Source organism: Kitasatospora sp. NPDC096147, assembly GCF_044763225.1.
In the GTDB taxonomy this organism is placed as follows: Bacteria; Actinomycetota; Actinomycetes; order Streptomycetales; family Streptomycetaceae; genus Kitasatospora.
Genome location: NZ_JBIWFX010000003.1, coordinates 684,770 through 698,882, shown reverse-complemented (window position 1 = coordinate 698,882; position 14,113 = coordinate 684,770). Strand labels below are relative to the sequence as shown.

11 protein-coding genes are annotated in these 14,113 nt (G+C 74.4%); all 11 read left to right on the top strand.

All coding sequences use genetic code 11. The annotated features are described in order from the left end of the window. The first annotated feature begins 59 nt into the window (after positions 1-59). The 11 genes from ACIRBX_RS13840 to ACIRBX_RS13790 all read left to right on the top strand — a co-directional run bounded on the left by ACIRBX_RS13840 (position 60) and on the right by ACIRBX_RS13790 (position 14,026). The gene (locus tag ACIRBX_RS13840; RefSeq protein WP_402296338.1) at positions 60-1,517 is read left to right on the top strand and encodes a hypothetical protein; all 1,458 of its coding nucleotides are present in this window, start codon (positions 60-62) and stop codon (positions 1,515-1,517) included. Positions 1,518-1,565: 48 nt separating this feature from the next. Continuing rightward, positions 1,566-2,327: a TIGR03936 family radical SAM-associated protein gene (locus ACIRBX_RS13835; RefSeq protein ID WP_402296335.1), complete on the top strand. Its 762-nt coding sequence runs from the start codon at positions 1,566-1,568 to the stop codon at positions 2,325-2,327. A gap of 31 nt (positions 2,328-2,358) precedes the next feature. Continuing rightward, positions 2,359-6,336 carry a ribonuclease E/G gene (locus ACIRBX_RS13830; protein ID WP_402296484.1) on the top strand — a complete coding sequence of 1,326 codons (3,978 nt, stop codon included), beginning with the start codon at positions 2,359-2,361 and terminating at the stop codon, positions 6,334-6,336. Between the two features lie 212 nt (positions 6,337-6,548). Then, complete coding sequence (rplU, locus tag ACIRBX_RS13825; RefSeq protein WP_345282382.1) at positions 6,549-6,866, top strand: 50S ribosomal protein L21; 318 nt, start codon at positions 6,549-6,551, stop codon at positions 6,864-6,866. Between the two features lie 12 nt (positions 6,867-6,878). After that, positions 6,879-7,136, top strand: a complete 258-nt coding sequence (rpmA, locus tag ACIRBX_RS13820; RefSeq protein ID WP_030058248.1) for a 50S ribosomal protein L27 — start codon at positions 6,879-6,881, stop codon at positions 7,134-7,136. Between the two features lie 108 nt (positions 7,137-7,244). Further along, on the top strand, positions 7,245-8,714 hold the full coding sequence (gene obgE / locus ACIRBX_RS13815; protein ID WP_402296333.1) for a GTPase ObgE: 1,470 nt from the start codon (positions 7,245-7,247) through the stop codon (positions 8,712-8,714). Positions 8,715-8,826: 112 nt separating this feature from the next. Beyond that, positions 8,827-9,963 carry a glutamate 5-kinase gene (gene proB, locus ACIRBX_RS13810; RefSeq protein ID WP_402296331.1) on the top strand — a complete coding sequence of 379 codons (1,137 nt, stop codon included), beginning with the start codon at positions 8,827-8,829 and terminating at the stop codon, positions 9,961-9,963. Positions 9,964-10,027: 64 nt separating this feature from the next. Then, positions 10,028-10,504, top strand: a complete 477-nt coding sequence (locus ACIRBX_RS13805; RefSeq protein ID WP_402296330.1) for a hypothetical protein — start codon at positions 10,028-10,030, stop codon at positions 10,502-10,504. Between the two features lie 372 nt (positions 10,505-10,876). Further along, complete coding sequence (locus ACIRBX_RS13800) at positions 10,877-12,187, top strand: glutamate-5-semialdehyde dehydrogenase (RefSeq protein ID WP_402296329.1); 1,311 nt, start codon at positions 10,877-10,879, stop codon at positions 12,185-12,187. A gap of 95 nt (positions 12,188-12,282) precedes the next feature. Then, entirely contained in the window at positions 12,283-12,855 is a 573-nt protein-coding gene (locus tag ACIRBX_RS13795) for a hypothetical protein (protein WP_402296327.1), read from the top strand. Positions 12,856-12,982: 127 nt separating this feature from the next. After that, on the top strand, positions 12,983-14,026 hold the full coding sequence (locus ACIRBX_RS13790) for a hypothetical protein (protein ID WP_402296325.1): 1,044 nt from the start codon (positions 12,983-12,985) through the stop codon (positions 14,024-14,026). Positions 14,027-14,113 lie beyond the last annotated feature (87 nt).

The following is a 14,113-nucleotide window of genomic DNA, read 5'->3' as shown; positions in this document are numbered from 1 at the left end:
CCCTCCCGTGCGTGCTGCACGGCAGGGACCGTCAGGTCGTTCCAGGGGGGAGCACGTTCATGGAGGACCACGAGAGACCGGCCGAGGGCTGCCTGGCCGCCGTCGTGCGCTGGCCGGCCCGGGCCCTGGCGTTCGCCGTCGTGCTGCCGGTGCGCTTCGTCTGGGAGCTGCTGGTGCTCGCCTGGCGGCCGGTCCGCCGGGGCCTCGGGCTGCTGTGGTGGCTGCTCGGCCGGATCTGCTACGGCCTGGTCGGCTGGCCGCTCCTGACGGCCCGTCGGTACCTGGTCCTGCCGCTCCTCCGCGGGCTGGCCCGGGCCGGCCTGGCCTGCTACCGGTACGTGCTGACGCCGATCGGGCACGGCACGTTGGCCGTCCTGCGGGCGGCCGGCCGTGGGGCGGTGGCCACCGGCCGGGGGCTGGCCCTGCTGGCCCGCGCGGTGTACCGGTACGTGCTGGCACCGGTCGGCCGGGGGACGGTGCTGGTCCTGCGGGCGGCCGAGCGCGCCCTCGGCTGGCTCGTCGCCACCCTGGTGTTCCGCCCGCTGGCCTGGACCGTCGCGTACCTGCTGGTGCCGCTGGCCAAGGGGCTGCTCGCGGTGCTGCTGGCGGTCGGGCACGGGCTGCTCCGGACCGGCGGCGCCCTGCTGGCGCTGGCCAAGCTGCTCTGGGCCGTACTGGTGCTCCGCCCCGGCGGCTGGCTGGGCCACCGGGTGCTGCGGCCGGGCGGCCGAGGGCTGGTGGTGGCGCTCACCGCTGCCGGCGTCGCTCTGCTGGCGGCCGGCCGGGGCCTGGTCTGGCTGGCCCGCAACGGGGTGGCCCGCCCGCTGGCCTGGCTGGTGCGCTGGGGCCTGGTGGCCCCGCTGGTCTGGCTCTGGGCCCGGGTACTGACGCCGATCGGGCGGGGCCTGGCCCACGGCGCGGAGCTGCTGGGCCGGGGGATCGGAGCCGGATTGAGTTGGCTGGGCCGGGGGATCGCGGCCGGCCTGACCCTGCTCGGCCGGGGGATCGGCTGGTGCGGGCGTCACCTGCTGCTGGCCCCGGCCCGCTGGTTCCTGCGTGCGGTGCTCGCGCCGCTCTGGCACGGGCTGGTGGAGCTGCTGTCCGCCGGGGTGCGCGTGCTGGTGTGGCTGCTCCGTACCCTGCTGCTGGTCCTGCACACCGTCGGCCGGGCCCTCGGGTGGCTGCTGCGGTCCCTGGTGCTCGTCCCGCTCGGTTGGCTCTGGCGGGTGCTGCTGTACCCGGTGCTCCGGACGGTCGGTCAGTTGCTGGTCCGGGCCTGGCGGTTGGCGGGCCGGCTCTGGCGGTACCTGGTGGTGCGACCCTGCCGGTGGCTGCGCCGGGACGTCTGGTGGCCCGTCAAGGACGAACTCCGGCGTGCCTGGGCCTCGGTCCGTGAGGCGGGCCGGGAAGCCAGGCGGGCACTGCTGGGCGGCACAGGCCGTACCCTTGACGCTGACAGGAGTCCGGCCGGAGCCCAACCCGCGAGCCGCCGGACCGACCCACTGACTAAGGACTGAGCAGCCCTGGCACGCCGCACGCCTGACGGTCCGCCGCCCGCACCGACGGTGCAGCGCATCCGTCTCCGCTACACCAAGCGCGGCCGTCTGCGCTTCACCAGCCACCGTGACTTCCAGCGGGCGTTCGAGCGCGCGCTCCGCCGTTCGGCGGTCCCGATGGCCTATTCGGCGGGCTTCACCCCGCACCCCAAGGTCTCCTACGCCAACGCCGCCCCGACCGGGGTGGCCAGCGAGGCCGAGTACCTGGAGATCGGCCTCGCCGAGGTCCGCGACCCGGAGGCGCTGCGCGCGCAGCTCGACGAGTCGCTGCCGCCCGGCCTGGACGTGATCGACGCGGTCGAGGTCCGCACGCCGAACTTCGTCGAGCGGCTGGAGGCCTCCGAGTGGAAGGTCCGGCTGGACGGGGTCACCGAGCAGGAGGCCGCGGACGCCGTGGCCCGTTTCCTGGCCGAGGAGCAGGTGGAGGTCGAACGCCTGACGAAGAACGGCGTCCGGGTCTTCGACGCGCGCGGTGCGGTGGCCGCGCTGGAACTCCTTGCACCGCAGGTGGGCGACGGTAACAACACCGGTACGGACGGTACGCGCGATGTTCGTACCGCCGGACCCTGTGCGATACTGCGCCTGGTAGTACGACACGCCACACCCGCCGTACGACCCGACGACGTTCTGTCCGGTCTCCGTGCGACGGCCGACCTGGCGCCGCCGGTCCCCGCTGAGGTGACCAGGCTGGCGCAGGGGCCGCTCGACGCAGAGACCGGCACGGTGACCGACCCGCTGGCGCTCGACCGCGTCGCGGCCCCGGCCGGCTAGAGGCCGCCGGGTCGCGCGCACCTGCGTCCGCCTGGCGGGAGGAGGGCAGGCCCGGCTTCCGGGCCTTGCCACTCCGGGCCGCCACGGCTCCCCAGGGGAGCGGGCGTCGACGCAGGCCAGCCCCTCGTGGCCCTGCCACCCCGGATGGGTGGCGGGTCAGAGGACCCCTCCGGCAGCCATCCGGGACGGGGCAACGGCCCAGGCCGGACAACCACAGAAGACTGGTCGGTACCAGAAGACTTTTCGACACCCCGCACCGTGCGGGGCGCCGAGCGAGACTACGAGCCCCTGTGCGGCCTCGCGTCCGCACGGCGACGCCCAGGCGACCGGGCCCGCGACCCTCGCGGCCCGGCCGGCCCGGCGGCGTCGCGACGTGCCCGGATGCGGAGCCCGGGGGCCTGACGGGAGATCCACCCGCATGCTCGATAACGAGAACAGCGAACAGCAGAACGCGCCCGAGACCGACGCGGCCCCGCCGCGCCGCCGTCGCCGCGCCGTCTCCCGCCCGGCGGGCACCCCGCAGGGGGCCGCCGCCGAGGCCGCCGAGACGGTGCTGCCGGCCGAGACGCACGAGGCGCCGGCCGAGGCCCCCGCCGCCGAGCAGGCCGAGCCGGCCGCCGAGGCGAAGCCGGTCCGGGCCCGCCGCACCCGCAAGCGTGCCGAGTCCCCGGCCGGTGCGCCGGAGACCACCCCCGTGGTGACGGCCGAGCCGGCCGTCGAGGCCCCCGCCGCCGAGCCGGTGGCCGAGGAGAAGCCCAAGGCCCGCCGCACCCGCAAGCGCGCCGAGACCAAGCCGGCCGCCGAGCCCGCCGTCGAGGCGCCCGCCGCCGAGCCGCTGACCGCCGAGGCCGTGGTCGCCGCAGTCCCGGCCGCCGAGGCCCCCGCCGCCGAGCCGGTGGCCGAGGAGCCGGCCGCCCCGGCCCGCCGCGCCCGCCGCCGCCGGGTCGTCGAGGCCGCCCCGGTGGTCGAGGAGACCGTCGTGGAGCCGGTCGCCGAGGAGACCCCGGAGGAGGAGCCGGAGGCGGTCGAGGAGACCGTCGAGGCGCCCGCCGCCGAGGAGCCGACTCCCGCTCCGGTGGTCGAGGACGCCGCCCCGCCGCGCGCCCGCCGCCGGGCGGTCCGCCCGTCCACCGCGATCTTCCAGGCCCCGGTCTTCCAGGAGCCGGCCCCCTACGTCGCCCCCGAGAAGCCGGCCGCCGCCGCGTTCACCCCGGCCGCCGCGCCGGTCCAGGCCGCCCCGGCCGTGGCGACCGCCCCGGCCGCGCAGGCCGCCCCGGTCGCCGCCGCGACCGAGGAGGACGAGTTCGAGTACAGCGGCGTCGGCCGCCGCCGCCGTGACCGCCGCCCGGTCCGGGTGCAGACCCAGCCGCGCCGCGAGTCGGCCCGTCAGGAGGCCGTCCGCCAGGAACCGGCGCGTCCGGAGCCGGTGCGGGCCGTCGAGGCCCCGGCCGAGGAGGAGCCCGCCGATCTGACGGCGCCTCAGGAGCAGCAGGACGAGTGGGAGGACGACCGTCCGTCCCGCCGCCGTCGTCGTGGCGGCCGTCGCCGCCGCCGTGGCGAGGCCGAGGAGCCGGAGAGCACCGAGCAGACCGCCGAGGAGCCGGCCGCCGCTGCGGAGGCCGATGCCGAGGAGGAGGACGAGGACGACGACCTGGCCGGTGGCCTGGCCTCCTCGCGCCGCCGTCGCCGCCGTCGCCGCCGCAGTGGTGAGGCGGGCGCCGAGCCGGCCGCCGAGACCACCGAGGACGGCGTCCGCACCGTGGTCAAGGTGCGCGAGCCGCGCCGCCGTTCCAGCGAGCCCTCCTTCGACCCGGACGAGGTGCAGTCCATCAAGGGCTCCACCCGCCTGGAGGCCAAGAAGCAGCGCCGCCGCGAGGGCCGCGAGCTGGGCCGCCGCCGGGTGCCGATCATCACCGAGGCCGAGTTCCTGGCCCGCCGCGAGTCGGTCGAGCGGGTCATGGTGGTCCGTCAGAACGGCCAGCGCACCCAGATCGGCGTGCTCGAGGACAACGTGCTGGTCGAGCACTACGTCAACAAGGAGCAGGCCACCTCGTACGTCGGCAACGTCTACCTGGGCAAGGTCCAGAACGTGCTGCCGTCGATGGAGGCCGCCTTCGTCGACATCGGCAAGGGCCGCAACGCGGTGCTCTACGCCGGTGAGGTCAACTTCGGTGCCCTGGGCCACGGCGGCCCGCGCCGGATCGAGTCGGTGCTGAAGTCCGGCCAGTCCGTGCTGGTGCAGGTCTCCAAGGACCCGATCGGCCACAAGGGCGCCCGCCTGACCAGCCAGATCTCGCTGCCCGGCCGCTACCTGGTCTACGTGCCCGAGGGCTCGATGACCGGCATCTCCCGCAAGCTGCCGGAGAACGAGCGGGCCCGTCTCAAGCAGATCCTCAAGAAGATCGTCCCGGACGACGCGGGCGTGATCGTGCGCACCGCCGCCGAGGGCGCCAGCGAGGACGAGCTGACCCGCGACGTGCAGCGCCTGCAGGCGCAGTGGGAGGAGATCCAGAAGAAGGCCGCCTCCGGCAACGCCCCGGCGCTGCTCTACGGCGAGCCGGACATGACCGTCCGGGTCGTCCGCGACATCTTCAACGAGGACTTCACCAAGGTCATCGTCTCCGGGGCGGAGGCGTGGAGCACCATCCACGACTACGTCTCCAACGTGGCGCCGGACCTGACGGACCGTCTGCAGCGCTGGACCTCCGACGTGGACGTGTTCGCCACCTACCGGATCGACGAGCAGCTGATGAAGGCGCTGGACCGCAAGGTCTGGCTGCCCAGCGGTGGTTCGCTGGTGATCGACCGGACCGAGGCGATGGTCGTGGTCGACGTCAACACCGGCAAGTTCGTCGGCCAGGGCGGCAACCTCGAGGAGACCGTCACCCGGAACAACATCGAGGCGGCCGAGGAGATCGTCCGTCAGCTGCGGCTGCGCGACCTCGGCGGCATCATCGTGATCGACTTCATCGACATGGTGCTGGAGTCCAACCGCGACCTGGTGCTGCGCCGCCTGCTGGAGTGCCTGGGCCGGGACCGGACCAAGCACCAGGTGGCCGAGGTCACCTCGCTCGGCCTGGTGCAGATGACCCGCAAGCGGGTCGGCCAGGGCCTGCTGGAGTCCTTCTCCGAGCCCTGCGTGCACTGCAACGGCCGGGGCGTCATCGTCCACATGGAGCAGCCGACCTCGCCGGGCGGCGGCGGTGGCCCGGTTGGCACGGCCGGCGAGGCCGCCGCGGGCTCGTCCAAGCGCCGTCGCCGGGGCAAGGGCGGCGCCGCCGCCGAGGAGCCGCAGGCGGTCGAGGCCCACGAGCACGACCACGACGACCTCGAACTCGTCTCCAACGGTGAGCAGTTGGCGATCGAGGTCGAGGAGGAGCCGGTGATCGTGACGCTCCGCGAGGAGCCGCTGGTCACCCTCCGCGAGGAGCCCCTGGTGACCCTCCGGGACGAGCCGTTGGTCACCCTCCGCGAGGAGGAGCCGGTGGCCGCGGCCGCCGCCCCGGTGGTCGACCTGGTGGAGATCCCGGCCGCCTCGGCCGCTCCGGCCGGCCGCACCCGCCGCCGGGCCGTCCGGAAGGCGACCGCTCCGGCGGGCGCCCCGGCCGGTGCGGAGATCGTGGTGCTGCAGGCCCGTGCCGAGGCCGCCATGGAGGCCGCGCTGACCGCCGCCGAGGCACCGGTCGCCGAGGTCCCGGCTGCCGAGTCGGCCGAGCCGGTCGCCGAGGTGGTCGAGGCCGCCGCCGAGCCGGTCGTCGAGGCGCCGGTGGAGGAGGCCCCCGCTGCGGAGGCCCCCGCCGCCGAGGCCGAGGCCCCGGTCGAGGAGGAGGCGCCCGCGCCGAAGAAGCGCGCGGTCCGCAAGACCGCCGCGAAGAAGACCACGGCTGCCAAGAAGACCACCACCGCAGCCGCGGCGAAGAAGACCACCGCCCGCAAGACCGCCACCAAGCGGACGAGCGCGGCGGCCAAGAAGGCAGCTGCCGCCGAGGGTGATTCGGCGGCCGAGTGAGCCCCTGGCCGGGGCGGTCGGAAGCGACCGCCCCGGCCCGGTAGCGGCCGGTTTGCCCAAGTGGTGGGCCGTCCGTATTCTTGACCCTCGGCGTGTCTACGCCATGCTCCCGAGCACATCACCTCCCGGGCTGCGGTCCGGGGGAGGCGCCTGTGTCCGTACCCAGGTGCTGGCATCGAGAGTTTCCGACCGAGTTAGAAATGGGGTACCGCATGTACGCGATCGTTCGCGCAGGCGGCCGCCAGCACAAGGTCGCCGTCGGCGACGTGCTGGAGATTGACCGTGTTGACGCCAAGCCGGGTGACTCGGTGGAGCTCTCGACCATCCTGGTCGTCGACGGTGACGCCGTCACCTCCGACCCGTGGGTGCTGGCCGGCGTGAAGGCTCACGCCGAGGTGGTCGACCAGACCAAGGGCGAGAAGATCGTCATCCTGCGCTACAAGAACAAGACCGGTTACCGTCGCCGCCAGGGCCACCGCCAGCAGCACACCGCTGTGCGGATCACCAGCATCGACTCCGTCAGCAAGTAAGGGGATAGCGAGATGGCACACAAGAAGGGCGCAAGCTCTACCCGTAACGGCCGTGACTCGAACGCCCAGCGCCTCGGCGTCAAGCGCTTCGGCGGCCAGGTCGTCAGCGCCGGCGAGATCCTCGTCCGCCAGCGCGGCACCCACTTCCACCCGGGTGCGGGCGTCGGTCGCGGTGGCGACGACACCCTGTTCGCGCTGACCGCCGGTGCGGTCCAGTTCGGCAACCGTCGCGGCCGCAAGGTCGTCAACATCGTGGCCGTCGAGGCCTGAATCTGACGTCACGTCGGATTCCCGTGGAGGGTGGACCGGAATTATCCGGTCCACCCTCCATGCTTTGAAGCAGACAACTGTTTTTCCCCATAGCTGGAGGCACACCTCATGACCACCTTCGTGGACCGCGTCGAACTGCACGTCGCCGCGGGTAACGGAGGCCACGGCTGCGCCTCCGTGCACCGGGAGAAGTTCAAGCCGCTGGGCGGTCCGGACGGTGGGAACGGCGGTGAGGGCGGCAGCGTCATCCTGACCGTCGACGCCCAGGTCACCACCCTGCTCGAGTACCACCACTCGCCCAAGCGCAAGGCGACCAACGGCAAGCCCGGCGCGGGCGGTCACCGGACCGGCTCCACCGGCGGCGACCTCGAACTGCTGGTGCCGGACGGCACCGTGGTGATGGACAAGCAGGGGAACGTGCTGGCCGACCTGGTCGGCCACGGCACCAGCTTCGTCGCGGCGGCCGGCGGCCGTGGCGGCCTGGGGAACGCGGCGCTCGCCTCGGCCCGCCGCAAGGCGCCCGGCTTCGCGCTGCTCGGCGAGCCCGGCGAGGCCCGCGACATCGTGATGGAGCTCAAGTCCGTCGCCGACGTCGCGCTGGTCGGCTACCCGAGCGCGGGCAAGTCCTCGCTGATCGCGGTGCTCTCGGCGGCCCGGCCGAAGATCGCCGACTACCCCTTCACCACCCTGATCCCCAACCTCGGCGTGGTCACCGCGGGCGAGACCGTCTACACGGTCGCCGACGTGCCCGGTCTGATCCCCGGCGCCAGCCAGGGCCGTGGCCTGGGCCTGGAGTTCCTCCGCCACGTGGAGCGCTGCTCGGTGCTGGTGCACGTGCTGGACTGCGCCACCCTGGAGCCCGGCCGGGACCCGCTCACCGACCTGGAGACCATCGAGGAGGAGCTGGCCCAGTACGGCGGTCTGGAGGACCGGCCGCGCCTGGTCGCCCTCAACAAGACCGACGTGCCGGACGGCCAGGACATCGCCGACCTCACCCGGGCCTCCCTGGAGGAGCGCGGCTACCGCGTCTTCGAGGTCTCCGCCGCCTCCCGCAAGGGCCTGCGCGAGCTGAGCTTCGCGATGGCCGGCATCGTCTCCGAGGCCCGCGCCGCCAAGCCGGTCGAGGAGGCCACCCGGATCGTGATCCGCCCGACCGCGGTGGACGACGCCGGCTTCACCGTCGAGGAGGAGGACGGCGCCTACCGCGTGCGCGGCTCCAAGCCCGAGCGCTGGGTCCGCCAGACCGACTTCAGCAACGACGAGGCCGTCGGCTACCTGGCCGACCGGCTGGCCCGCCTCGGCGTCGAGGACCGGCTCTGGAAGGTCGGCGCCCAGGAGGGCGACACCGTCATCATCGGCCCGGACGAGAACGCCGTGGTCTTCGACTGGGAGCCCACCCTGGCGGCCGGTGCCGAGATGCTCGGCCGGCGCGGCGAGGACCACCGGATGGAGACCCAGCGTCCGGCCGTCGACCGCCGCCGGGCCAAGCTGAAGGGCCGGGACTCGGCCGAGGACGAGTACCTCGCCTTCGAGGCGCTCTCCAGCAACCGTCCCGAGCTGGACTCCGACGAGGACTGACCTCCCGTCAGGCCCCCGCACGCGTACGTCCCACAGGGTGACATCGGGTGCGGGGGCCTCGTCGTGATCGCGTAGATTACGCTCCGTCGGACCACGTGCGGAGGGCAGCCAGATGACGGACCAGACACTGCGTCAGGAGGTGCTCGCCGCACGCCGGATCGTGGTCAAGGTCGGCTCCTCCTCGCTCACCACGGCGGCCGGCGGTCTGGACGCCGACCGGGTGGACGCCCTGGTGGACGCCCTCGCCAAGGTCCGCACCGGCCCCGCCGCCCCGGAGATCGTGCTGGTCTCCTCCGGCGCCATCGCGGCCGGCCTGGCCCCGCTGGGCCTGGAGAAGCGCCCCAAGGACCTGGCCCGGCAGCAGGCCGCTGCCAGCGTCGGCCAGGGTCTGCTGGTGGCCCGCTACACCGCCTCCTTCGCCCGCTACGGCCTGCGGGTCGGCCAGGTGCTGCTGACCGCCGAGGACGCCAGCCGCCGGGCCCACTACCGCAACGCCTACCGCACCCTGGACCAGCTGCTGGCGATGGGCGCGATGCCGATCGTCAACGAGAACGACACCGTCGCCACCGCCGAGATCAAGTTCGGCGACAACGACCGCCTGGCAGCCCTGGTCGCCCACCTGGTCCGGGCCGACCTGCTGGTGCTGCTCTCCGACGTGGACGGCCTCTACGACGGTGACCCCAGCAAGCCCGGCACCAGCCGGATCGAGCAGGTGGCTGGCCCCGGGGACCTGGCCGGCATCGAGATCGGCAGCGCCGGCAAGGCGGGTGTCGGCACCGGCGGCATGGTCACCAAGGTCGAGGCCGCCCGGATCGCCACCGGCGCCGGCATCCCGGTCGTGCTGACCGCCGCCCGGCACGCCGCCGACGCCCTGGCGGGCCGGCCGACCGGCACCCTGTTCCTGCGCACCGGGAGCCGCTCCGCCGACCGCCTGCTCTGGCTGGAACACGCCTCCACCCCGCGCGGCGCCCTCCAGCTCGACCCCGGCGCGGTCGAGGCCGTGGTGTCCGGTGGCAAGTCCCTGCTGCCCGCCGGGGTCACCCGGGTGGACGGCGAGTTCTCGGCGGGTGATCCGGTCGACCTTCTTGGCGAAAACGGCCACATCGTCGCCCGGGGACTGGTCAACTTTGATGCGAGGGAGTTGCCCCGTCTGCTCGGCCGGTCCACCAAGGACCTGGCCCAGGAGCTCGGTGCCGCGTACGAACGCGAGGTCATCCACCGGGACGACCTGGTCATCCTGCGTGGCTGACGGGCCGTCCCCGGGGGCCGCAGCGGCGGCCGTGAACACGACGTCGCCGAACAGGAGGCCGCCGGTGGGACGGAGACTGACCAGCATCGACGGCGGGGCAGGGAGCAGCGGCGAGGCCGAACGGGTGGCCGAGCAGCGCTCGCCCGTACGCCGGCTGCGCCCCGGCCCGGCCGAGCGGGTCGAGGAGCCGGAGCCGCCCGAGGCCCGGCTCTGGCACATCGTGCTCAGCGTCGCCGGACAGGTCACCCCGCTGGCCGAGCTGCGGGCCGGGCTGGAGAAGCTGGCCCACGACCACTCCTTCTTCCTGACGGCCCGTTACGCGGCGGACCACGCGGAGATCCGCTACTGGGAGCAGGCCCGCGACCTGCACGACGCGGCGGCCATCGCCCTCCGCCTCTGGGGCGAGCACAAGAGCACCGCCAACCTCCCGCCCTGGGAGATCGTCGGCCTCGAAGTGGTGGACCGCCCGACCTACCACAAGCGCATCGCCGAGGGCTTCGGCGGCCCGCCCCCGAACCTGGGCGGCGTCCACCCCTGGTGAGCCCGGGGCGCAGGGCCCGATCGCACCGACCCCGGGGCGCGAGGAACACGCGAGATCCGCAAGGCAGGCGTCCAGGGGTGCGAGGCTCTGCTGATGTGCGGCTCCGCCGCGTGCGCGCGAGCCGGAAGGCGGCCCGCCGGCAACTGACCCACCGTCAGCCAGTTGCACATACTGCCTTCCCACCCCGCGCCCACGCGGCGGAGCCGCACATCAGCAGAGCCTCGCGCCCCTGGGGGCTTGCCCCTACCGGGCGCCAGCGCCGCCCCGCGCCCCTGGGGGCTTGCCCTACCGGGCGTGGCGTCGTTGGTCCGCGCCCGTCTCACCGCTCGAAAGGGGGCCGGGGCGGGGTGCGGCAGTCGCTACCCTTGCGCCATGACCAGCGACCTCGCCACCAGCCCCGTTCTCGCCGTCGCGCGCCGTGCCCGTGAGGCGGCTGCCGTCCTCGCCCCACTGCCGCGCCGCGCGAAGGACGCCGCGCTGCTGGCGATCGCCGACGCCCTCGCCGCCCGCACGGCGGAGATCACCGCGGCCAACGCGGAGGACGTGGCCCGGGCCCGTGCGGCCGGCACTCCCGAGTCCGTGATCGACCGCCTGACCCTCACCGACGAGCGGATCGCGGCCATCGCCGCCGACGTCCGCAGCGTGGTGGGCCTGCCGGACCCGGTCGGCGAGGTGATCCGTGGCTACACCCTCCCCAACGGTCTGGACGTCCGTCAGGTCCGCGTCCCGCTCGGCGTGGTGGGCATCATCTACGAGGCCCGTCCCAACGTCACGGTGGACGCCGCCGCGCTCTGCCTGAAGTCCGGGAACGCGGTGCTGCTGCGCGGCTCGGCCTCCGCCTACCGCTCCAACACGGCCCTGGTCGCGGTCCTCCGGGACGCGGTCGAGGGCGCCGGTCTGCCGGCCGACGCGATCCAGCTGGTGCCGGGGGAGAGCCGGGATTCGGTCCAGGAGCTGATGAAGGCGCGCGGCCTGGTCGACGTGCTGATCCCGCGCGGTGGCGCCTCCCTGATCCGCACCGTGGTGGAGGGCTCCACCGTCCCGGTGATCGAGACCGGCACCGGCAACTGCCACGTCTACGTGGACGCCGAGACCGACCTGGCAATGGCGGTCGGCATCCTGCTCAACTCCAAGGCCCAGCGGGTGAGCGTCTGCAACTCCGCCGAGACCCTGCTGGTCCACCGCGACGTGGCCGACGCCTTCCTCCCGCTCGCCCTGGCGGCCCTCGCCGAGGCGGGCGTCACCGTGCACGGCGACGACGCGGTGCTGAAGGCCGCCGAGGGCACCGCCGTGACGGCGGTGCCGGCCACTGAGGAGGACTGGGAGGAGGAGTACCTCTCGCTGGACATCGCGGCGGCGGTGGTGGATTCGCTGGACGCGGCGGTGGCGCACATCCGGCGCTGGTCCTCGGGACACACCGAGGCGATCGTGACCACCTCGCAGGCCGCGGCCCGCCGGTTCACCCAGCTGGTCGACTCCACCACGGTCGCCGTCAACGCCTCGACCCGGTTCACCGACGGGGGTGAGTTCGGTTTCGGCGCGGAGATCGGCATCTCGACCCAGAAGCTGCACGCGCGCGGCCCGATGGGCCTGCCGGAGCTGACCTCGACCAAGTACGTCGTGACCGGTGACGGCCATGTGCGCGGCGAGGCTACGCCGACCGTGGGCGGTGCCAACGGCTGACGTCCGGTCACGGACGGCCGCCGTCATGGCCGTCCGTGACGGTCGAACTGCGAATAGCCACAGACAAAACCCCTGCCCGGTAATACATTGAGGCCATGGCCGAGAACCAGGGGGGCGCGCCGTACTCCGACGGCGCCGACCACGGCGGAGCGGACGAAGAGTTCGCCACCGTGGTCCTTGACGAGGCATTCATCCGGTCCGCCGCCGTGCACGAGCCGAGCGCCGAGGAGCGGCAACTCGCCGCTGCCGAGGCCAGGTTCGAGCCCGAGACGCTGACCATGGGGCGCGGCGCCGAGCTGCCGGACGCGAGCGGGCTGCCGCTCGAACTGCGTCCGCACCCGGCCGGCCTGGACGACGACCGGCGCTACTGGGACCCGTGGGCGCCTCCGGAGCGCTCCGGCCGCCGCTCCCGCTGGCGGTCGGACGGCTTCGACCCGGGTCGGGTCGGGACGGCCCGGTCGGTGGCCCAGCAGCGCTGGCACCGGCCGATCGCCTGGGTGCTGGCGGTGGTGATGGGCGTCAGCGTGGTGGCGGTCGCGGTGGCCGCCATCTACCGGGGCACCGGCGCTGCCGAGGCACCGGCCGGGCGTCCGGAGACGGGCACCAGCAGCCCGAAGGACGTCCAGCTGCCGGCTCCGCCGCCGAGAGCGGTCTCGCTGACCGGCTGACGCCCCGGGGCTCCGCCCCGGCGCCGACCGGCGGACGCCCCGGGCCCCGCCCGTTCCCCCGCGGCCGTCGCGAAGAAGTTGCGCGCAGCCCCTCGTGGGGCGCGAACACCCGCTCTACCCTTGAATCATGGGTGACCCGCGCGAGCCTCCGGAGGGTACGCCCGACGGTGGTTCGGGGAACGAGGACGAGTACCGGTCCGTCGTCTTCGACGAATCGTTCGTCCGGGCTGCGCGGATCCAGGAGCTCTCGGCCCGGGAGCGGCTCGGCGGTGGGTACGGCCGGTCGGCGGTCCGTCGGCGGGGGATGTTCGGCAGCCTCTCGCGCCAGGCGCTGGCCCTGCTGCTGGTGATCCTGCTGGCCTTCGCGGCGGCGGTCTACTTCGGGCTCTCCACCCCGCAGCCCCGGTCCACCCAGCCGACCGGGAACCGACTGACCGTCAGCCTGGTGGCCCTGGTGCCCGGTCCGGCCGTCACGCCGGTGGCCGATCCGGCCGCCCCGTTCGCCGGACTGCCGGACTCCTACCGGGACGGGGCCGCCGGGGTGGCCGCCCCGGACGCTTCGGCGACCGCGCACTTCACCAGGTCCGAGGTCTCCCGGGCGCTGGCCACGGTGCAGAAGTACCTGACCGCCTCGGCGCTGGACCCGGCGGTGCTGACCGGCAGCGGCGCGGGCGGTACGGAGACCCTGCGGCGGCTGCTCACGCCGGGGGAGCTGGACCAGTTCGACCAGAGCCTGGCCACCCCCAGCGACGACCAGCACCACGCGGCGACCGGCTGGCTGGTCCGCTTCGACCCGGCGGTGGTGGCGCTGGCCGGGGACACCGTCAAGGTGGTCGGCGCGACCAGCGTGGACGAGGCGGACGCCGGGACGCTGGAGATCGGCACCGACCACACCTTCGTCTACGCGCTGCGCCCGGCCGGACAGCCGGCCGGCCCGGTCACCCTGCACACCGTCCGCCGGGCCTTCCGCTTCGAACTGGACCGGGCCGACCTGGCCGCCGCCCGGGTCCGGGTGGTGGATTCGGTGCTCCAGGCCGGACCGACCGCCTGCGGCAGCCGGCTGGCCGCCCACCTCCAGCCGCTGCTGAGCGGCTCGGCCCCGCCCCCGGTGACCGACCCGGCCGACCACGCCCGGCCGGCCTGGACGCTCTGTGCGGCGCTCAAGCAGTGAGGGGTGGGGGGGGGGGGCGGGCCCCCCCCCCCCCCCCCCCCCCCCCCCCCCAACCCCCCCCCCCCACCCCCCCCCCCCCGCCCCGGG

Coding starts and splice junctions, on each gene's coding strand:
- ACIRBX_RS13840 (WP_402296338.1), top strand. CDS start 60: ATGGAGGACCACGAGAGACCGGCCGAGGGCTGCCTGGCCGCCGTCGTG.
- obgE (WP_402296333.1), top strand. CDS start 7,245: ATGACCACCTTCGTGGACCGCGTCGAACTGCACGTCGCCGCGGGTAAC.
- ACIRBX_RS13800 (WP_402296329.1), top strand. CDS start 10,877: ATGACCAGCGACCTCGCCACCAGCCCCGTTCTCGCCGTCGCGCGCCGT.
- proB (WP_402296331.1), top strand. CDS start 8,827: ATGACGGACCAGACACTGCGTCAGGAGGTGCTCGCCGCACGCCGGATC.
- rpmA (WP_030058248.1), top strand. CDS start 6,879: ATGGCACACAAGAAGGGCGCAAGCTCTACCCGTAACGGCCGTGACTCG.
- ACIRBX_RS13790 (WP_402296325.1), top strand. CDS start 12,983: ATGGGTGACCCGCGCGAGCCTCCGGAGGGTACGCCCGACGGTGGTTCG.
- rplU (WP_345282382.1), top strand. CDS start 6,549: ATGTACGCGATCGTTCGCGCAGGCGGCCGCCAGCACAAGGTCGCCGTC.
- ACIRBX_RS13795 (WP_402296327.1), top strand. CDS start 12,283: ATGGCCGAGAACCAGGGGGGCGCGCCGTACTCCGACGGCGCCGACCAC.